25 protein-coding genes are annotated in these 18304 nt (G+C 41.8%); 21 read left to right on the top strand and 4 right to left on the bottom strand.

Annotated features, from left to right (window positions below; genetic code table 11):
* Positions 1–2 precede the first annotated feature (2 nt).
* Both ctaF and ctaG read left to right on the top strand, forming a co-directional pair.
* Positions 3–332: a cytochrome c oxidase subunit IVB gene (gene ctaF / locus GPA07_RS12385; protein ID WP_003211520.1), complete on the top strand. Its 330-nt coding sequence runs from the start codon at positions 3–5 to the stop codon at positions 330–332.
* Between the two features lie 30 nt (positions 333–362).
* Positions 363–1241 carry a cytochrome c oxidase assembly factor CtaG gene (gene ctaG / locus GPA07_RS12380; protein ID WP_008354729.1) on the top strand — a complete coding sequence of 293 codons (879 nt, stop codon included), beginning with the start codon at positions 363–365 and terminating at the stop codon, positions 1239–1241.
* 84 nt (positions 1242–1325) lie between these two features.
* Here ctaG and GPA07_RS12375 read toward each other — a convergent pair whose 3' ends face one another.
* Positions 1326–1691, bottom strand: a complete 366-nt coding sequence (locus GPA07_RS12375; protein WP_071167665.1) for a YugN family protein — start codon at positions 1689–1691, stop codon at positions 1326–1328.
* A gap of 161 nt (positions 1692–1852) precedes the next feature.
* Between GPA07_RS12375 and GPA07_RS12370 the strand changes: the two genes are divergently transcribed.
* The 9 genes from GPA07_RS12370 to coaD all read left to right on the top strand — a co-directional run bounded on the left by GPA07_RS12370 (position 1853) and on the right by coaD (position 6919).
* Positions 1853–2275, top strand: coding sequence for a CBS domain-containing protein (locus tag GPA07_RS12370; protein ID WP_034738137.1), 423 nt, complete (start codon positions 1853–1855; stop codon positions 2273–2275).
* Positions 2276–2396: 121 nt separating this feature from the next.
* Entirely contained in the window at positions 2397–3440 is a 1044-nt protein-coding gene (locus GPA07_RS12365; RefSeq protein WP_008354724.1) for a CAP domain-containing protein, read from the top strand.
* 110 nt (positions 3441–3550) lie between these two features.
* Positions 3551–3970: a YlbD family protein gene (locus tag GPA07_RS12360; protein ID WP_008354722.1), complete on the top strand. Its 420-nt coding sequence runs from the start codon at positions 3551–3553 to the stop codon at positions 3968–3970.
* 19 nt (positions 3971–3989) lie between these two features.
* Positions 3990–4238, top strand: a complete 249-nt coding sequence (locus GPA07_RS12355; protein ID WP_008354720.1) for a YlbE-like family protein — start codon at positions 3990–3992, stop codon at positions 4236–4238.
* Between the two features lie 72 nt (positions 4239–4310).
* The gene (locus tag GPA07_RS12350; protein ID WP_008354719.1) at positions 4311–4718 is read left to right on the top strand and encodes a hypothetical protein; all 408 of its coding nucleotides are present in this window, start codon (positions 4311–4313) and stop codon (positions 4716–4718) included.
* Between the two features lie 57 nt (positions 4719–4775).
* On the top strand, positions 4776–5225 hold the full coding sequence (locus GPA07_RS12345; RefSeq protein ID WP_157292606.1) for a regulatory iron-sulfur-containing complex subunit RicF: 450 nt from the start codon (positions 4776–4778) through the stop codon (positions 5223–5225).
* Positions 5226–5290: 65 nt separating this feature from the next.
* Positions 5291–5563 carry a YlbG family protein gene (locus GPA07_RS12340; RefSeq protein WP_003212137.1) on the top strand — a complete coding sequence of 91 codons (273 nt, stop codon included), beginning with the start codon at positions 5291–5293 and terminating at the stop codon, positions 5561–5563.
* A 311-nt stretch (positions 5564–5874) separates the two neighbouring features.
* Positions 5875–6432 (top strand): 16S rRNA (guanine(966)-N(2))-methyltransferase RsmD, encoded by a 558-nt coding sequence (gene rsmD / locus GPA07_RS12335; RefSeq protein WP_008354714.1) that lies wholly within the window; start codon positions 5875–5877, stop codon positions 6430–6432.
* 4 nt (positions 6433–6436) lie between these two features.
* A complete protein-coding gene (coaD, locus tag GPA07_RS12330; protein WP_008354711.1) occupies positions 6437–6919 on the top strand; it encodes a pantetheine-phosphate adenylyltransferase in 483 nt (160 codons plus the stop codon).
* 13 nt (positions 6920–6932) lie between these two features.
* On the opposite strand, the gene ylbJ is transcribed toward coaD, so the two are convergent.
* Positions 6933–8141 carry a sporulation integral membrane protein YlbJ gene (gene ylbJ / locus GPA07_RS12325; RefSeq protein ID WP_157292604.1) on the bottom strand — a complete coding sequence of 403 codons (1209 nt, stop codon included), beginning with the start codon at positions 8139–8141 and terminating at the stop codon, positions 6933–6935.
* A 158-nt stretch (positions 8142–8299) separates the two neighbouring features.
* On the opposite strand from ylbJ, the gene GPA07_RS12320 reads away from it, so the two are divergent.
* Both GPA07_RS12320 and GPA07_RS12315 read left to right on the top strand, forming a co-directional pair.
* A complete protein-coding gene (locus GPA07_RS12320; RefSeq protein ID WP_008354707.1) occupies positions 8300–9079 on the top strand; it encodes a patatin-like phospholipase family protein in 780 nt (259 codons plus the stop codon).
* 4 nt (positions 9080–9083) lie between these two features.
* On the top strand, positions 9084–10112 hold the full coding sequence (locus GPA07_RS12315; RefSeq protein WP_071167664.1) for a SepM family pheromone-processing serine protease: 1029 nt from the start codon (positions 9084–9086) through the stop codon (positions 10110–10112).
* 82 nt (positions 10113–10194) lie between these two features.
* Here the strand turns inward: GPA07_RS12315 and GPA07_RS12310 are convergent, their stop codons facing one another.
* The gene (locus GPA07_RS12310) at positions 10195–11442 is read right to left on the bottom strand and encodes a nucleotidyltransferase (RefSeq protein ID WP_442859320.1); all 1248 of its coding nucleotides are present in this window, start codon (positions 11440–11442) and stop codon (positions 10195–10197) included.
* A gap of 206 nt (positions 11443–11648) precedes the next feature.
* On the opposite strand from GPA07_RS12310, the gene GPA07_RS12305 reads away from it, so the two are divergent.
* The 3 genes from GPA07_RS12305 (at position 11649) to gerR (ending at position 13041) form a co-directional block, all read left to right on the top strand.
* Entirely contained in the window at positions 11649–12167 is a 519-nt protein-coding gene (locus GPA07_RS12305; RefSeq protein ID WP_157292600.1) for a YceD family protein, read from the top strand.
* A gap of 21 nt (positions 12168–12188) precedes the next feature.
* Positions 12189–12362, top strand: a complete 174-nt coding sequence (rpmF, locus tag GPA07_RS12300; RefSeq protein WP_008354700.1) for a 50S ribosomal protein L32 — start codon at positions 12189–12191, stop codon at positions 12360–12362.
* Positions 12363–12501: 139 nt separating this feature from the next.
* Entirely contained in the window at positions 12502–13041 is a 540-nt protein-coding gene (gene gerR / locus GPA07_RS12295) for a sporulation-specific transcriptional regulator GerR (RefSeq protein WP_008354698.1), read from the top strand.
* 47 nt (positions 13042–13088) lie between these two features.
* On the opposite strand, the gene GPA07_RS12290 is transcribed toward gerR, so the two are convergent.
* Complete coding sequence (locus GPA07_RS12290) at positions 13089–13568, bottom strand: N-acetyltransferase (protein ID WP_008354696.1); 480 nt, start codon at positions 13566–13568, stop codon at positions 13089–13091.
* 208 nt (positions 13569–13776) lie between these two features.
* On the opposite strand from GPA07_RS12290, the gene GPA07_RS12285 reads away from it, so the two are divergent.
* The 5 genes from GPA07_RS12285 (at position 13777) to ftsL (ending at position 18303) form a co-directional block, all read left to right on the top strand.
* A complete protein-coding gene (locus GPA07_RS12285; RefSeq protein WP_157292599.1) occupies positions 13777–14676 on the top strand; it encodes a 2-dehydropantoate 2-reductase in 900 nt (299 codons plus the stop codon).
* Positions 14677–14741: 65 nt separating this feature from the next.
* Positions 14742–16361, top strand: coding sequence for a bacillithiol biosynthesis cysteine-adding enzyme BshC (gene bshC, locus GPA07_RS12280; protein ID WP_157292597.1), 1620 nt, complete (start codon positions 14742–14744; stop codon positions 16359–16361).
* 127 nt (positions 16362–16488) lie between these two features.
* Complete coding sequence (mraZ, locus tag GPA07_RS12275) at positions 16489–16920, top strand: division/cell wall cluster transcriptional repressor MraZ (RefSeq protein ID WP_008354691.1); 432 nt, start codon at positions 16489–16491, stop codon at positions 16918–16920.
* A gap of 66 nt (positions 16921–16986) precedes the next feature.
* Entirely contained in the window at positions 16987–17919 is a 933-nt protein-coding gene (rsmH, locus tag GPA07_RS12270) for a 16S rRNA (cytosine(1402)-N(4))-methyltransferase RsmH (protein ID WP_071167658.1), read from the top strand.
* A 36-nt stretch (positions 17920–17955) separates the two neighbouring features.
* Positions 17956–18303: a cell division protein FtsL gene (gene ftsL, locus GPA07_RS12265; RefSeq protein WP_157292596.1), complete on the top strand. Its 348-nt coding sequence runs from the start codon at positions 17956–17958 to the stop codon at positions 18301–18303.
* Position 18304: the final 1 nt, after the last annotated feature.

Here is an 18304-nt window from a genome sequence, read left to right as displayed (position 1 = left end):
GAATGGGAAATAAAAACACAAATCAGTCCAAAGTCGATCTTGTCTATCGTAAAAAGAAAAATGCCGAAGAAATGAAGCATCAGCTCATTTCTTTCGGCTTGATGATTGGTTTAACGTTTGTTGCCTTTTTAACGATCGCCTCTGAAGACGTCGGAAATTGGTTCGCAGTCCCTTTTATTTTACTGCTTGCAGTCATTCAGGTGGCCTTCCAGCTTTATTATTTTATGCACATGAACCAAAAAGGGCATGAAACACCCGCGTTGTTTCTTTACTCAGGTGTGTTTGTCGCGTTTATTACCGTTTTAGCCTTTTTGACCATTATTTGGTGGTAAGCCCGCTTTGCCCTTGAAGGAGGCGCAGCAATGGAAAACTTAGAGATATTCGGATTCCGGGCTTTATGGAGTCCTTACTATTTGATATGTATTGTGGTTGCAGCTGCTTTTTATTTGCTTCTTGTGACAAAGGGAAAGCACCGTGCGACGGTGAAAGAGAAAACGCTGTTTCTGACTGGGCTTGTTTTGTTATATGCAGTGAAGGGCAGTCCGATTGATTTAATGGGGCATATTATGTTCAGTGCACATATGGCGCAAATGGCTGTGCTCTATTTAGTCATCCCGCCGCTTCTGATCACAGGTTTACCTGCTGCGATTTGGGAGCGGATCATTCAGACGCGAGGCATTCAGGCTGTTTTTCGTTTGTTTTCCAAGCCTTTGATTGCCCTCCTTGGATTTAACGGATTGTTTTCGCTGTATCATATTCCGCTTGTGTTTGATTTTGTTAAAACCGATCCGTTTTATCATGCATTGATGACAGTTGTTATCTTTATCGCTGCCTTTTTCATGTGGTGGCCGCTTGTCCATAAAGTCCAAAGTCAGCCGCAGATCACGGGTATTTTAAAGCTGGGGTATATTATGGCAGATGGTATTTTAATGACACCTGCCTGTGCACTCATTATGTTTAGTGAGGCACCTATCTATGCGACCTATTCAGATGCCGGCGCATGGATTCAAGCACTTCATCTATGTGTGCCAAGTGATATGCTCACAGGACTTGCGCTCACTGGCCCTGACATGTTTCATACGTTGCCGCTGCTAGAAGATCAGCAGCTAGGCGCTATTTTAATGAAAATTATTCAGGAGATTGTATACGGCTCGATTCTTGCTGTTGTTTTCTTTGACTGGGCAAGAAAGGAAAGAGCGAAAGATGCCGTACCAGATGCGCTCATTCCGAAATATGAATAAATAAAAAGCACAGCCAGAGGGGCTGTGCTTCCAAATTGTTGACAAAGGGCTAAAATGATCTTGATTTTAGCCCTTTGTCTTCTTTTATGCTTCAGCAGTCATAGATTCTAGTTTTTCTTTTAATTGGTTCAGCGTTTTTTTGCTTGATTGAATAAGAGATTTAGGGAAGTCTTCGCCTTCTCCATATTCAACACCGTGCGGATAGTAGTGTTTTCCAAGTAAAGGTGTCAGTAGCTGGATGTGTGCTTTTTTGGAGCCGACATCTCCTTCTGTGGCGTATCCGGAGATTCGTAAATAAAATGTTCCCTCTACCATCTTGTACTTCTTGTCGTACGTCACGCGTTCATAATCCCATTGATCGGCTCGTACAAATCCTTCACTTTCCATAATAAAATCCAATTTATTTAAGTCAGCTGATACCTCTTCAATTCCCGTTCCTTCAAACTTCACCCAAAACCCCTCCTTATAAAAATTCCCTTTACTGACAATCATAGTATGAAAGCGTTAAACTTTCAACTGTGAAAGGTATGTTCTTTTATAAGCTGGTTACAGTAATAAAGAAAATAACGGATGGAGGAATCAACGTGAAAACGAAAAAAATCAAAGATATCATGACGAAAAAAGTAGTGACTTGCCAAAAGGACGATAATGCCTACGAAGCGGCAGTCAAAATGAGAGATGCTGACATCGGTGCCATTCCAGTAGTTGATGGAGATCAGCTCGTTGGCATTGTAACAGACCGTGACCTTGTACTGCGAGGCATTGCTGAGAAAAAGCCAAATTCACAGGAAATTGACGCACTGATGACAAAGGAAGTATTGACAGCTGAAGAAGATGCCACGCTAGAAGAAATCGTACGGTTGATGTCCGAACATCAGCTTCGCCGTATCCCCGTTGTCAAAAACGGAGCACTAACGGGAATCGTTGCCCTTGGAGATTTATCAGTCGAAGATTTATCGAATGATCGTGCGGGAGATGCGCTGACGGAAATCTCTCAACAGGATCAAGATCATGGACAAGGATTTCTTCACTAGAGGGGCATATTTTAAATTCGTGTTAAATAGGCTGTATTGTCGTTGATAAATGGCGCAAGTTTTGTTTAAATGACAGTAGAAGGTACTTTTTGTACCTTGCCAATTTAACGGAGGTGTTTATTTGAAAACTGTGCTTAAAACACTCTTCATCCTCCTGATTATATCTGGAACGTATGTTCTGTTTATTCAATATGGATCTTCACCAGAAAAAGATAACAGCAATGAGCCGAAGGTGTCTAATGAAGAAACATCTAGCGATAAGCCGATCAATATCCCTAAAAAGGGCCTCATGTCCTTTATGGGGAAGTCTTCAAACGAAGTGCTTAAACAGCTGGGAGAACCAGATCGCATTGATCCTTCCGCATATGATTATGACTGGTGGATATACAACCAATCGAAGAAACACTATATTCAAGTAGGGGTAAAGGACAGTAAAGTGGTGACCTTGTTTGCAACTGGGGATGGCCTGAATGTTGAACCATTTAAAATCGGTCAAGCCACGAGTGAAGTATTTAAAAAGACACAAATCGCTCCTTACATTCATGTAGAGGATGAGCAAAATTCATATCGCTTTGAATTCTCAGAAGATGATATGAACACAAGGCCGACGGTGAAAGTGGGAGATGATGTGTATGTCCAGCTCTATATGGATAAGTTTGAAGGCACCCTTTCGAGCATCAGAGCCTTTAACGCAGATACATTTGTGAAACAAAAGCCATATGAAGTCGTTTACCGAGGTCAATTGATTGAGCCTGACGCCATCTCGGGTGAAAAATGGAAAGATATCGAAGCTTCCAGTCAAAAACAAATTTTTGATATGACCAATATTATCCGGCATAAGTACAAACTGCCGACCTTAAAGTGGGATGATGAAACGTCTGAAGTGGCATTTATGCATAGTGAGGACATGAAAGAGAATCACTATTTTTCCCATGACTCTAAAAAGTACGGGACGCTAAAAGACCGGTTAGAAAGAGGGGAAGTCACATTTCAGCTTGCTGGGGAAAACATTGCCTATAATTATGTAGACGGCCCTGCAGCCGTAGAAGGCTGGCTGAATAGTGAAGGTCACCGGAAGGCGCTATTAAATCAGGATTATACGCACCTTGGCGTCGGTGTGAAAGAAAAGTACTATACACAAAACTTCATTAAGAAAACGTCTTAACACTCAAACAGCTGCGCAATCATCGCGGCTGTTTTTTTATGAAAAAGAGGCTCACCAAAACAGATGCTGGTGTATATAGTATAGTAGGCATTTGTATGGGGGGTGAGGATATGACAAATAAACAAAAGCAAACATCCATTGATGAATTTAAACAGTTCGTCAGACGCCATCCGAAATTAATTCAAGAAGTGCAGACGCAAGAAAAAAGCTGGCAAAGCTTATACGAGAATTGGGTCATGTTTGGTGAGGAAGATGAGATGTGGTCTCCTTACCGTCAAGAACCATCTGAAGAAGGAAAAGAAAAAAAAGATAAAGCCACTAAGAAAAGTGAACCAGGAAAAGCAGATTTTATGTCTAAAATGGTTTCTGCTGTGAAAAAAATGGACGCTGATCAAATGAATGAACAGATTAACAAAATGAGCCAGTCTATTTCCTCTTTACAAAGCTTACTCGGCCAATTTTCATCAAATGGTTCAAAAAAAGGTTCATCTGGAGGCAGCCAGCACCCATTCTCCTTCAGGAAAGATTAATGGAAAGGGGATGCTTTTGGTGCGGAGAGAAGTACAGGAGTTTGTCATGGCCGAAGAGGATCGAATCAAATTCATCAGGCAACGTCCGCTCTGGTACAGACAGCTGACGCGGCATCCTGAAAATCTAAATTCCTTTGAATTAGATAAAATGAACTTTTACGAAAAAACCATTCCTCATCGTGTGAGTCAGTTGAGCAATAGTGTCCAAATGGCTGAAATGATGATTCAGATGTTTCAAGCAATGCGCAATCAAAATGGAGCCGGGTGAGGCTTTTTTGAGTTGATTAAGATGTCTATTTCATGAGCATCCTATGAAAGTAGACGAAAGGAGAATCAGATCATGAAATGGATGCTGTCAATATGCGCATTGCTTTTTCTTGTCACCGGGTGTCAAAGTCAACATGAAAAAGAGCAAGTAACGAAGCAGGAACAAGCAGTACCAGTCTTACAGCAGACGCAAAGTGAAATGAAGCAGCAAGGCTTTTTAAAATACAAAGTGCAGGGATCGGTGGTCTATATAGAAAGTACACTTCAAGATGTTCATCTTGAGCCTTCTCCCTTAAGAAAGGATCAGAAGACAGGGTATTTTACTGTATATGTAGACGGGAAACGTGCGGGCAATGAGTATACTGCTGCGTTTGTGGTCAAGCATCTTTCAAAGGGAAAGCATAAAATGACCGTTGTGCTGAATTCTCGTCACCCCGAATATAAGCAGAAAAGAGAAACATGGGATGTATTTGTCATGTAAAAGCATTTTCTGATCCATAGGTTTCATGGTAAACTATGTATTGGAGGTGCAACATTTATGTATGCGACAATCGAATCTGTGGAGCTCCAAGAGCAAGCAAATCAATTGGCTGCCATGATTCTTCAGTCGGAGGAGGCTGAACATTACCGCAACTGCTTTAAGCGTCTCCAGCAAGACGAAGAAGCCCAACAAATTATTGCCCATTTTACAAAAGTAAAAGAGCAATATGAGGATGTGCAGCGGTTCGGCAAATACCATCCGGACTATAGAACGATCTCAAAAGAAATGCGTGAGGTCAAAAGAAAGCTAGATCTTCACGATACAGTGGTTGATTTCAAAAAAGCAGAAACAGTGATTCAATCCATCCTAGATGAGATTAGTATTGAAATCGGTCAAGCTGTATCAGCATATATTAAAGTTCCAACAGGGAACCCATATTTTGATGGTCTATCATCATGCGGCGGTGGCTGTGGATCAGGAGGCAGCTGTGGCTGTAAAGTATCTTGACGAGACTTGAACGTCTCGTCTTTTACATAATGAACGGGAAGAATTGAAAAGCGGCAGGTGAAAAGATGGAAACCAAACGTCAAGGGATGGTTGTTTGGCTGCATTCATTGAAGCAGTCAAAAGCGCTAAGAAAATTTGGGAATGTTCACTATATTTCAAGGAAAATGAAATATGCAGTGATTTATTGTGATATGAATGATCTCGAGCGCCACATGGCAAAGCTCAGTTCATTGCCATTTGTGAAACGTGTTGAGCCTTCATATAAACCTTTTATTAAATTAGAGTACGAATCCAAATTGGACAAAGCAAAAGAGTATGATTATAAGGTGGGCTTTTAAAGACACAAAAAAATCCCCGCGGCATCACCCGCGGGGTCCTTCTATTCTTAATGATTCATTAAGGAGAAGGCAAAGGGAGAGGAGAAACCGGAGGAAGAACTTATGGGGAAACGTAAGTCTTCTCCGCGGTTGGCAACAGCACCACATCAGATGCTGTTACAAGTAGTATGACCCTGCGTCCTCTCATATATACATAGAAAATGAATGGAATTCCGTGCATTGTCCCATGTGGAGTGGATGTGGTAAGATAATGTTGAATTTTTGTCATGAGACAATAACCAATAGATGTAAGTAGAAAAAGTGGTGGGAAAATGAGAGTCATCTCTGGAACGAGAAAAGGCCGCTCGCTTAAAGCGGTACCAGGTCAATCAACAAGACCGACAACAGATAAAGTCAAAGAATCCATTTTTAATATGATTGGTCCTTATTTTGATGGCGGATGGGCCCTTGATTTATTTGCTGGAAGCGGTGGTTTAGGAATTGAAGCGCTTTCCAGAGGATTCGATCATTGTATATTTGTTGATCGAGATATGAAGGCGATTCAGACGATTAAAGGTAATCTGAATCAATTGTCGCTGATGGATCAAAGTGAAGTATTTCGAAATGATGCAAACCGTGCACTCGCAGCTGTAGTGAAACGAGAAGAATCCTTTCAAGCCATCTTTCTTGATCCGCCGTATAAAGATCAAAAGCTCAAAGCACTTCTTGATATGATTGATGAACATTCCCTATTAGCGGATGATGGCGTCATTGTGTGTGAGCACGATAAAGACGTTACGCTGCCAGAGGAAGCTGGACAACTTCACATCACAAGACAGGAACTGTACGGATTGACTGGCATTACGATCTATAGAAAGCGGGGAAATTAAAGCAATGGGGAATATAGCTGTTTGTCCGGGTAGCTTCGATCCAGTCACATTGGGCCATTTGGATATTATCAAAAGAGGGGCAAAGATCTTTGATGAAGTGTATGTATGCGTCCTAAACAACTCATCAAAAAAACCGTTATTTACGGTTGAAGAACGGTGTGAGCTTATTCGCCAAGCGACAAAGGATCTGCCAAATATCAAAGTAGAATCCTTTCATGGGCTACTTGTCGATTATGCGGAACAGAAAGAAGCCAAAGTCATCTTACGCGGACTCAGAGCGGTGACGGACTTTGAATACGAGATGCAAGGCACATCAATGAATAAAGTGTTAAATGATGACATTGAAACGTTTTTCATGATGACGAATAATCAATACTCCTTCTTAAGCTCAAGCATTGTCAAAGAAGTAGCGAAATATCATGGATCAGTCAAAGAGCTTGTACCAAAAGAGGTAGAAGCCGCGCTGAAAGAAAAATTTAATGGATGAGTGCACACTGCACTCATCCATTTTTTAGTTTTTGATAATATAAAGCAATATACACGATCAAGCTGACCAACGTGATAAGAGGGCCGGCTGCCACAAGCTGATTCCACAGCGTACTGCTGAATATGACGACTTGCTGGCCTGCTTCAGAGGCTGCTGCTGGAAGAGCCATGTCTGATCGAGATACATAAAGTGGTTTGAATAATAAGAAGGCGAAGACAGCCGCATACATTCCATGGAGCAATCGGGCGAAGAAAAAAGGTTTGAAACGTATATCAGTTGCCGCCAAAATGCCTGCTACCTGAGCTTGAACAGAGAACCCGCTGAATCCTAAAATAAAGCTGACCACAATGGTTTTAGCGAGAAGAGTGACTTCCTGTGAACCCGTCAGCTGACTTCCTAAAGTGATCTCAAATAAACCTGCAATCATAGCAAGATTTAATTCTGGCGGAAGGTGCATCGTTTGCAGCATATAACCGATGCCCACGGAGAGAAGGTCGGTCACATGAACAACTGCCAGCATTTTGCTAAAGACGGAAAATAAAATAATAAAGCCGCCAATCATAAAGAGTGTTTGAACGGACGACATGACAGCATCGCTTAAAATTTGGCCAAGCGGTCTTTTCTCTGCGAGTCTTGCTGTATGAAGCGCACTGAATGCCTCTTGTATTGGTGGGAATAAACATCCTTTCCGGCTTCTAAGGTGTGCATCGTGCCGCGCTTTATATCCCCGCATCGTCACACCGACCGCCAGATTCCCTAAATAATGTGCACAGGCTAAGACAATGCCTAAAGCAGGGTGATGAAAAAAACCAACCGCCACCGCTCCAAAAATAAACAATGGATTCGAAGAATTTGTAAATGAAACAAGGCGCTCTGCTTCAATTCTCGTCAATTGTCCTTCCTGCCTGAGCCGCGTCGTCAATTTAGCGCCAGAAGGAAAGCCTGAGGCCATCCCCATCGCTAGGACAAACCCGCCTACACCTGGCACTCGAAAGATGGGGCGCATAAATGGTTCTAATAATACCCCGACAAATCTAACAATCCCGAAGCTAATTAATAACTCGGACAAAATAAAAAAAGGAAGCAACGATGGAAATACAACCTCCCACCACATTGCAAGTCCATTTTTCGACGCTTGCAAAGAGGCTTGTGGGTGTGTAATCACAGTGGCTGTTAAAAAGATAAAAAAAGCAGCGATGAACAGTGTGTTCCATTTTTTCATGGAGGTTTCGCCCCTTGCCGTTATAATCTATTGGCGAGCTCGTGATCAAAGAAAAAGAGAAACTAGCCGAGCCTGTCTTCTATTACTATACGAGTAGAAGGGGCATGTTTAGACCTATAGATTCGTATATATGCATAGAAAGAGGAGGGTGGATTTACATGAAGCGACCGACCATCGGGCTTGCGCTGGGCTCCGGGGGTGCCAGAGGGCTGGCGCATATCGGAGTTTTATCTAGTCTTGAGAAACAAGGAATTCAGGTGGATATGATCGCCGGAAGCAGTATTGGCGCACTTGTTGGAAGCTTTTATGCGGCAGGACAAGACGTAGAAAAAATGAAAAAACTTGCACTTGTCTTCAGAAGAAAGTATTATGCTGACTATACACTGCCAAAAATCGGTCTTTTAAAAGGAAATCGAATTTTGCAGTTGATCCACACGTTTACATATGGGAAAAAAATCGAGGAATTGCGAATGCCTCTTGCGATTGTCGCCTGTGACCTCGGGACAGGGGAGAAGGTTGTGTTCAAAGAAGGGTCTGTCTCACAAGCAGTCAGAGCAAGCATTAGCATTCCAGGTGTGTTTGTTCCGCATGAAATAGGCGGCAGACAATTGGTAGATGGAGCGGTAGTTGACCGCATTCCTGTTTCTGTTTTAAAAGAGATGGGGGCAGACCTCGTTATCGCCTCTGATGTATCAAGGGTGAAAAAAACAGAAAAGGCGACGAGATTATCGGATGTCATTATGCAAAGCTTGGACATCCTTCAAAATGAATTGGTTCGTCACCAAACCATTCACGCAGATCTCATGATCCGGCCGAAGCTTGAAACATTTAGCTCTAGTGCGTTTACACAGGTGCAAGAGATGATTGAAGCAGGTGAGCTCGCCGCCGATCAACTAAAAGGTAAACTGAAAGATGTCATTGATAAATGGGAGTGTTAATCGAATGAAAAAATTGAATATTCGCTGGCTCAGCTTTTTTGTGGTTGTTCTTGTATTATTTGGCTTAACCTTTGTCAAACTGCCTTACTATATCACAAAGCCAGGTGATGCAACAGAGATTGCTCCGCATATTCAAGTGGACGGAGGATATAGCGAGAAGGGCAGCTTCTCTCTTATGACCATTAAAGTAGGTCCAGCAAATCCATATACGTATTTGCTTGCAAAAATGAACAAGTATGACGAGATCGTCCCAGAAGAAAACATTAAAGCGGACGGAGAGTCAGATGAGGATTATATGAAACGACAGCTTCAGCTGATGAAAAGCTCTCAAGAAAACGCGATGATTGCAGCTTATACAAAAGCAGGGAAAAAAGTGGACTATACGTTCAACGGGGTGTATGCGAGCTATGTGATGAAAGGGATGCCTGCATATGGCAAGATTCAAGTTGGCGACAAGATCAAAAGCGTCGATGGTCAAACGTATGATTCTGCAGATAAAATGGTTTCATATATCAGCAGTAAAAAAGCAGGCACAACGGTCCGTTTTGTACTCGAACGAAATGGCAAAGAAATCACACAGAAAATAACATTGAAACGATTTAAAGAAGACCCAAAACGAGTTGGAATTGGTGTATCACTATTTACAGACCGTCATGTGAAAGTGTCACCCTCTGTGAAGGTGGACATCGAAAACATCGGCGGTCCATCGGCAGGTTTAATGATGTCACTTGAAATATATAACCAGCTGACAAAAGAAGACGAAACACATGGCTATGCGATAGCGGGAACTGGAACGATTGACGCCGATGGTACAGTCGGACCGATTGGCGGGATTGATCAAAAAGTCGTAGCAGCCGATAAAGCAGGGAAAGACATCTTCTTTGCACCAAACGAGAAAGGTGATCCAAACTCTGACTATAAAAATGCCGTCAAAACAGCAAAAGAGATTAAAAGTGATATGAAAATCGTTCCGGTCGATACTATGCAGGATGCACTGGACTATTTAAACACATTAAAAGAGAAAGCATCATAAAAAAAGAGCGTCCCCAAGGGCTGCTCTAAAATTGTTGACAAAGGGCTAAAATGATCTTTATTTTAGCCCTTTGTCTTCTTTTCTATCGAGATTGAAACAGACCGCTTTCTTCGTCATATCGAATGGGTGATGTTTTAAACTCTGCTGCCGCTAATTCCGTTTGCATTGGTTCACTGATGGGAAGGCTGAAGACGCGGGAAGCACGAATATCAAGATGAAGTGCGGGATGTGAAAAAGAAGACAATTTACTCACAAGCGGTACGTCCAACTCTTTTTTCACAAGAGACAAATATTGCTGCCCTTTCTTTGACATACCGAGTAAACGAATATAAGGCGCTTTTTTCTCCTCCAGCAGCTGATGCATCGTCTTTTTCTTCACGTTCATTAACAGATGTGTATTCATCCGCTGTAACCTAGTCCACGTATATCGTTTTGTTTTCACAAGTGATAGATATTCCTCATAGGAGGACGCATGTGTGATCGCCTTTTGCATGCGGTGCTCAATGCCTTCTTCAATTTCATAGATGTCCTCTAGTTCACTCGTATCCATTGTATAAAAGACATGTTTTAAGAAACGAAAATAGGCTTCTTGCGTATGTAAAAGACCGTATGAAGCATGATAGTCGTGTAATTGCTTTAAAGTAGGGTTCGGGAGATAAGGCATGACCGCTTCAAATGAACCTTGTTCTTTTAAGGCTTTTCGAATACTTGTTGCGCTTGCGATTTTCTGGTTTTCAGGCAGCTCTTCATCATGGTAATCAGATGCAATTCTTTGAGAGGTGTAAGGCTGCATGTGAGGGGATCTCTCTAAGATGGCTTTTACATAATGAAAGCCTAGAATATTATTTGGTTTAGACAAATCCAGTAAGAGACATGAATCAATGGCTTCTTGAAACGCACCGGCTGCTGCTGCCGGATAACTAAGACCTTCTTTCACCTTTTCTTTTGTTAAAAGATCAATCTCTGCCTTTTTTTCATACCAAGCGTGTGCTGTGCGCTCAAATGCGTTGATCTCTCCATCCTCACTGCCGAAAAAAAGAGAATGGCATTTTAATGCATCAAGGATGGACACAGCGCCATTGGCGAAGGTTTCTGCCTTTTGTACGGCATATATGTATGGAAGCTCACACACAATGTCTACGCCGTTTTGCAGTGCCATTTTTGTGCGTGCCCATTTTGAGACGATGGCAGGCTCCCCGCGCTGGAGGAAAGAACCGCTCATGACGGCAATGGCAACATCTGAGGAGGTTTGTTTTTTCGCCTGATTCACATGATAGGCATGCCCATAATGAAATGGATTGTACTCGACAACGACTCCCACTGCTTTCAATAGATGTTCCGCCTTTCTTGCTATGGTTAAATGGTCTGTGCTACAGTAGCATAAGGGAAAAATGAAGACCATTTTTTTCAGTTTAGGCATTCCGAGAACTGATGTCAAACAGCCCTTTGACGTCATGAAGGACTGTAAAGAAAAAATATTGACAAATAGCATGATGAAAGCTATAATCATGTTTGTTGCTCTTAGAGGTGATACAATTGAAATGGACAGTTTATCAGTTACATCAAAAAGCTAAAAACAGCTTCGATTTTCATGAGACGGTTGACTTAAATGAACTTACTAGCCTTCATTCAGATATACGTCGCATTTCACCAGTAGAGGTGAAAGGGACTGGAGTGATCGAATCAAAGCAAGTCGCATTTGATTTAACCATCACAGGTGAAATGACATTGCCTTGTTCAAGAACGCTTGTTGATGTAAATTATCCATTTGCGATTTCAACAAAAGAACTATTTGTACTTCATAAGACAGACGATATAGAAGATGAAGATGTGTCCGTTGTTGAGGACGATATCATTGACTTAACGCCTATAGTCAAGGAAGAAATCCTTCTGGAAGTGCCGATGCAAATCTTTTGCGACCAAACAGACGCAAAAGGTGCTGCGCCACAGGAAGGGAATGACTGGGCGGTCATTTCGGAAGATGCACATCAAAACCGAATTGATCCTCGTCTGGAAGGCTTGAAGAAGCTCTTAGAAGAAAATAATGAATCTTAACTCTTTAAGGAGGTGGGAATAATGGCTGTACCTTTTAGAAGAACTTCTAAAATGAAAAAAAGATTGCGTCGTACGCATTTCAAACTACAAGTACCTGGTATGGTAGCTTGCCCAGAATGCGGTGAAATGAAAATTTCTCATCGTGTCTGCAAATCTTGCGGAACATACAAAGGCAAAGACGTAAAAAGCAACTAATTCATAAAAAAAGCGTGAGGGAATCTTCCCTTGCGTTTTTTTTATTTTGTCTATTTTTTAGCTTTTCTCTCCTGCAAATAGTCTACCTACTCTAGTAAGCGCATATGATATGGTATTCAGATTCAGGGGGGATGATCAATTGACGATTACAAGACAGGACGCATGGACACAAGATGAAGATTTGCTTTTAGCAGAAGTTGTCTTAAGGCATATCCGAGATGGCGGGACCCAGCTTTCCGCATTTGAAGAGGTTGGGAAAGCATTGTCAAGAACAGCGGCAGCGTGTGGATTCAGGTGGAACTCTTACGTCAGAAAGCAGTATCAGGCAGGCATTGAGCTTGCGAAAAAGCAGCGCAAAGAACTGCGTAAAAAGATTGGAATTCATTCCTCAGGCATACCGCAGCATGCGATCACGATAGAGGAGAAAGCTTCTTCTGATCAGACTGAATTGACGCTTCGAGAGGTGATTCAGTTTTTAGAGCAGCTTGAGAAAGAACCGGCGGGTCCCGCTTATTTACGCGAAGAACTTAAGGAGGCACAACATCAATTAAAGTCGCTCACCGAAGAAAATGAACAATTGAAGCGGCAATTGAAAATGACAGAGGAAGATTACAGGGCACTCATAGGAATTGTTGAAAGAGTCAAACAGAATATCAGCTTAAAAGACTACGCCAAATAGAAAAACGCCCCTCATAGATAAAAGGAGGGGCGTTTTGTCATCAATCATTAAGCGGATTCACCTGTATTCTTTCGGATATGTGCGGGTTCCCAAATGAGTGGATTTTCCCCTTTATCGCGTTCCATATCATATTTCACTGCTTCAAAGCCCATTTTTTCCCAAAAGCCAGCAGATTTGACACGTGGATTCGTTCGAATCGGAAGTCCGAAAGATTTTGCGAACTCAACAAGTGCTTCTCCGTACCCTTTGCGCTGATACCCTGGCAGCACTTCTAGCTTCCACAGCTCTAAATAATCATGATTATGGTCAAAATACGTATTCGTCGAGCCATCCACTTGATAGAGGCTCATACGTGCCACAAGCTTATCTCCAAAGTAAATTCCGTAAAATGGAGAATTGCTGTCATTTTCAATCATATTACTTTCAAGGTCTTCAAGCATTGAAAGTTCTTGTATGCCATATTCCTTAAATTGTTTAAATTCCTCTAACGTTTTGTAGTTAATTAGAAGGCGTTTCACTTGTGTCATACGATCTTCCCCCTTACACACATAATGTCGACAGTGATGTCATTGAAGGCGTTTTCATCCCATCCGCCTAAAAAGTTTTTACACTTATTATTATAGTTTTTAAATTAAAAAAATTCAATCATGGCGCGTCACCGGTTTTTTGCATCGAGACACGAAACTGGTAAAATAGCTGATATGATGAAGTAAATAGAAAAGGGAAGTGCGGCAGTTGAAAATTGGAATCATTGGCGGCGGTGCGATTGGTCTGCTTTGTGCCAGTTATTTATCACAGCATCATGAGATCACTCTCTTTACAAGAAGAAAAGAACAGGCAGAAGAAATTCGAGCATTAGGCATTGAACGAATGACGGGACGAGAAACATGTAAGACAGTTGTTGATGCACAGACAGGGGTAAAAGGACTGTTTGATTTACTCATTGTGACGGTGAAATATCATCAGTTGCAAGGTGTGCTGGATGAACTATCGGCACTGCCTCGCCAAAAGATCTTATTTTTGCAGAACGGAATGGCCCACCTAATGGATTTAAAGAAATGGAACACGTCACATCCGTTATATATTGGTGTGGTAGAGCACGGTGCGATGAAGGTGTCAGATCACGCAGTGAACCATACAGGCATTGGTGTCATAAAGTGGGGGGCATTTCTTCATGAGGATATAGCAGAGATGAGTGATGAGCTGAAGAAGACAGCTGCTCATTTTCAGATGATCTATACGGATGAATGGAAAAAGGTGCTGGAGGAAAAACTGCTTGTCAATGTTTGCATTAATCCGCTGACGGCTTTATTACATGTGAAAAACGGGGAGCTTATGTCCAACCCTTCATATGAACACATGATGAAATGCGCATTTGAAGAAGCGGTTTCCATTCTAGGCTTGTCTGAAAAAGAGCGGCTCTGGGCTCATGTGATGTCTATTTGTCATCAAACGGCCGGCAATCAATCGTCGATGCTTCAAGATATCGTCAAAGGCCGCCAAACCGAACGAGAAGCGATCGTTGGCTATCTTTTAAAAAATGCTCAAGCTCAAGAGATGGCGGCGCCATATCTCACTTTCTTCAATAGAAGCTTGGAAGTATTGGAAAAAAAGCAAACAAAATCTTTTGAGTGAGCTCATTTACATGCTATACTTTTTTCGGTAAACTAACTATTTATTGTAGAAAGGAAGTTCTAAACATGCAATTGACTGAACTTTCCATCCGAAGTCAGAATTTATTCATACGTGATTATATAGAAGAAAAAAAAGAGATGACTGCTTTTTTTGATTATGATATACATTCTGAGCACACATGGAAAAAAAGATACGACGATCTCATGGAAAGGAGCTTCCCGCGCGAGGCTTTAGCTGATTATATGAGCGCATATCACGCGAAGTTTGAATCGGCAGCGATGCGTCAGAACATTGAGAAGATCCGTGATGAACGGAGTGTCATGGTGGTTGGAGGGCAGCAGGCAGGCCTATTAACAGGTCCGCTTTATACCATACATAAGATGATATCCATTATTCAGTTTGCAAAAGAAAAAGAATCAGAGCTTGGTGTTCCTGTGATTCCGGTCTTTTGGGTCGCTGGTGAAGATCATGATGTCGATGAAATTAATTTTGTGTACACGTCTGGCGAAAAAGGTCCAGTCAAACAAAAGCTGCCTTTACATAACGTCAAAAAATCGGCTGCGAAAAGAACATCTCTCCATCAAGAGAAAACAGAGAAGTGGCTTCGAGATGTATTTTCAACCTATGAGGAATCTGCTTACACAAACGATTTGCTTGATCAACTTCTTCGATGTTTACGCAAATCAGACACATTTACGGATTTCTTTGAATGGATTATTTGTGACCTGTTTGAAGAAGACGGGCTGCTGTTATTGAATTCAGGAGACTTCGGCGTCAAACCGCTTGAGCGTACGTTATTCAAACAAATAATTGAGTCAAGTGATGCGATCACAACGCGGTTAAATGAAAAGCAGGCTGCTATGAAGCAAGCTGGGTATCAGCCGATTATTGAAGCGGGTGACCACCAGGCCAACCTGTTTTACGAATACGATGAGGAGCGTTTCCTAATTGAAAAAGAGCAGCACCAGTTTTCTGTACCTGAAGTGGGCCTTACTTGGACAAAAGATGAGCTTTTGCAGGAAGTGGAGGAGCACCCAGAACGGTTCAGCAATAATGTGGTGACACGTCCATTGATGCAGGAAACCCTTCTTCCAACCCTTGCTTTTATGGCTGGACATGGTGAAGTGAACTATTGGGGTGAGCTGAAAGGAATCTTTGAGCACTTTGACATCAAAATGGCACCTGTTCTTCCGAGGCTGCACGTCACCATTCTCGAAAGGCACATTGACAAGAAGCTGCCGGTAAGAGAATTGTCGGTAGAAGAAGTGCTGACAAATGGTGTGAAAGAAAAGAAGGATGCACACTTTCAGCAAAGTCTTCCAGACAGCTTTGTTCAATCGGTTGATCACGCCAAACGTGAATTAGCGAATGTTCATGAGGCAATCAGACAAGAAGCACTAAAGATTGAACCGAGCTTTGAACAGTTGCTAGATAAAAATGCCAAATTTATTGAAGACCAGCTTCAGTTTGTTTATCAAAAGGTGGCGAAGCGTGTGGAAGAGAAGGAAGGATACATCCTTCGCGACTTTGAACGGATTGAAAATAGTTTAAAACCACTTAATGCACCACAAGAAAGAATTTGGAATATCATGTACTTTTTAAACAAATATGGTCCGGAATTCTTCAAAAAGTTCAAAAATATGCCATTTTCATTTCAAAACAAGCAGCAAATTGTCAAACTTTGAAATAAAGTTTTAATGAACCCTGACTAGTTCAGGGTTTTTTTTTATGTAGAAACAGTGTAAAATAGGTTTTGTGGAGAGAAGTGGTGGATAGTGGAGAGTAAGGGTGAGAAAGTGGGGCCTGATTATCATGTTCATGGGTGAATACCAACATACGATTGATACAAAAGGGCGCATGATCATCCCTGCTAAATTTAGAGACGGTCTCGGAGAACAGTTTGTGCTCACGAGAGGGCTTGATCAATGTTTATTTGGCTACCCTATGAGTGAGTGGAAACAAATTGAAGAGAAACTCAAAGCACTACCGCTGACGAAAAAAGATGCACGTGCGTTTACCCGGTTTTTCTTTTCTGGCGCAGTCGAATGTGAGCTGGACAAGCAGGGGCGCATTAACATCGCTTCTAACCTACTCCAATATGCAAAACTCGAAAAAGAATGTGTGGTCATCGGCGTTTCAAATCGAATTGAGTTGTGGAGTAAGTCGATCTGGGAACAATATACAGAAGAGCAAGAAGATTCTTTTGCTGAAATTGCTGAAAACATGATTGGATTTGATATATAATAATCCCTTGTGCAGCAAGCTTTCTACACATTCATTTCTATTTGAAAAAGGTGGGACCATAACATCATGTTTCAACATGAGACAGTATTATTAAAAGAAACAGTAGACGGTTTAAACGTCAAAGAAGACGGTACATATGTGGACTGCACGCTAGGCGGCGCAGGTCATAGCTCATATTTACTATCTCAATTATCAGAAAAAGGTACATTAATTGGATTTGACCAAGACGATGCTGCACTGGATCATGCACGAAAGAAGCTCGCGGATGCAAAAGCGAACATTCTTTTTATAAAAAGCAACTTCCGATATTTAAAAGAACGTCTGAATGAACAAGGCATTACAAGCGTAGACGGTGTGATTTTTGATCTTGGGGTTTCATCTCCTCAGCTCGACACACCAGAAAGAGGCTTTAGTTATCACCATGATGCACCTCTTGACATGCGAATGGATCAAACCGCTGCTTTGTCGGCAAAACAAGTGGTGAATGAATGGCCATTTGAAGATCTAGTTCGGATTTTCTACAAATATGGGGAAGAAAAATTCAGCAAGCAAATCGCACGCAAAATTGAAGAAGCCAGAAAAAAAGCGCCAATTGAAACAACGGGTGAGCTTGTCGACATTATCAAAGAAGGAATTCCCGCACCTGCAAGGCGAACTGGCGGACATCCAGCGAAAAGGGTGTTTCAAGCGATCCGAATTGCCGTAAATGACGAATTGAAAGTATTTGAAGAAGCACTAGAACAAGCAATAGAGTTACTCAATCCGAAGGGGAGAATTTCTGTTATTACATTCCATTCACTTGAAGACCGGATTTGTAAAAGTACATTTAAAGAGATGTCTTCTCTTCCAGAACTACCGCACGGACTACCAGTGATTCCAGAAGGACTTGAACCAAAACTGAAGCTGATCACGAGAAAACCAATCGTTGCATCAGAACAAGAGCTGGAACATAACAACCGTGCCCGTTCAGCGAAGCTCCGAATTGCAGAAAAAAAGTAAATGACACCATAGATGATGATAAAAAGGAGGTTTCTTATGAGTAATTTGGCTTATCAAAGAGAGATAAAGCAACATCAAACAGAGCGGCAAGGCCAATCGGTTGTCATTAGAAGAAGAAGTTCTATTACACTTGGTGAAAAAATCTTACTTGTCATGTTTGTCATGGCTCTTATGTGCAGCTCCATCCTCATCATTTCTAAAGCCTTTGCTGTCTATCAAGCAAATATCGAAGTACAGAAATTAGAACAGCAAGTGTCTCTAGAATCGAAAAAAATCACTGAGCTGCAAAAGCAAAAAGATTTACTAAGTGAACCAGAAAGAATCATTGAAGCCGCTAAAAAAGCAGGCTTAAGTATATCGAAAGATGTGAAGAAGGTCGATTAAC

This window comes from Bacillus sp. ms-22 (genome assembly GCF_009759805.1).
GTDB lineage: Bacteria > Bacillota > Bacilli > Bacillales > Bacillaceae > Bacillus > Bacillus xiamenensis.
Note: the sequence above shows the minus strand (reverse complement) of the source record. Positions and strands in the feature narration are given on the sequence as shown.

Bases quoted from the DNA above. Each gene is read 5' to 3' on its own strand.
- ctaF (WP_003211520.1), top strand. From the start codon at position 3: ATGGGAAATAAAAACACAAATCAGTCCAAAGTCGATCTTGTCTATCGT.
- ctaG (WP_008354729.1), top strand. From the start codon at position 363: ATGGAAAACTTAGAGATATTCGGATTCCGGGCTTTATGGAGTCCTTAC.
- GPA07_RS12370 (WP_034738137.1), top strand. From the start codon at position 1,853: ATGACGAAAAAAGTAGTGACTTGCCAAAAGGACGATAATGCCTACGAA.
- GPA07_RS12360 (WP_008354722.1), top strand. From the start codon at position 3,551: ATGACAAATAAACAAAAGCAAACATCCATTGATGAATTTAAACAGTTC.
- GPA07_RS12350 (WP_008354719.1), top strand. From the start codon at position 4,311: ATGAAATGGATGCTGTCAATATGCGCATTGCTTTTTCTTGTCACCGGG.
- GPA07_RS12345 (WP_157292606.1), top strand. From the start codon at position 4,776: ATGTATGCGACAATCGAATCTGTGGAGCTCCAAGAGCAAGCAAATCAA.
- GPA07_RS12340 (WP_003212137.1), top strand. From the start codon at position 5,291: ATGGAAACCAAACGTCAAGGGATGGTTGTTTGGCTGCATTCATTGAAG.
- rsmD (WP_008354714.1), top strand. From the start codon at position 5,875: ATGAGAGTCATCTCTGGAACGAGAAAAGGCCGCTCGCTTAAAGCGGTA.
- coaD (WP_008354711.1), top strand. From the start codon at position 6,437: ATGGGGAATATAGCTGTTTGTCCGGGTAGCTTCGATCCAGTCACATTG.
- ylbJ (WP_157292604.1), bottom strand. From the start codon at position 8,141: ATGAAAAAATGGAACACACTGTTCATCGCTGCTTTTTTTATCTTTTTA.
- GPA07_RS12320 (WP_008354707.1), top strand. From the start codon at position 8,300: ATGAAGCGACCGACCATCGGGCTTGCGCTGGGCTCCGGGGGTGCCAGA.
- GPA07_RS12315 (WP_071167664.1), top strand. From the start codon at position 9,084: ATGAAAAAATTGAATATTCGCTGGCTCAGCTTTTTTGTGGTTGTTCTT.
- rpmF (WP_008354700.1), top strand. From the start codon at position 12,189: ATGGCTGTACCTTTTAGAAGAACTTCTAAAATGAAAAAAAGATTGCGT.
- GPA07_RS12290 (WP_008354696.1), bottom strand. From the start codon at position 13,568: ATGACACAAGTGAAACGCCTTCTAATTAACTACAAAACGTTAGAGGAA.
- bshC (WP_157292597.1), top strand. From the start codon at position 14,742: ATGCAATTGACTGAACTTTCCATCCGAAGTCAGAATTTATTCATACGT.
- mraZ (WP_008354691.1), top strand. From the start codon at position 16,489: ATGTTCATGGGTGAATACCAACATACGATTGATACAAAAGGGCGCATG.
- rsmH (WP_071167658.1), top strand. From the start codon at position 16,987: ATGTTTCAACATGAGACAGTATTATTAAAAGAAACAGTAGACGGTTTA.
- ftsL (WP_157292596.1), top strand. From the start codon at position 17,956: ATGAGTAATTTGGCTTATCAAAGAGAGATAAAGCAACATCAAACAGAG.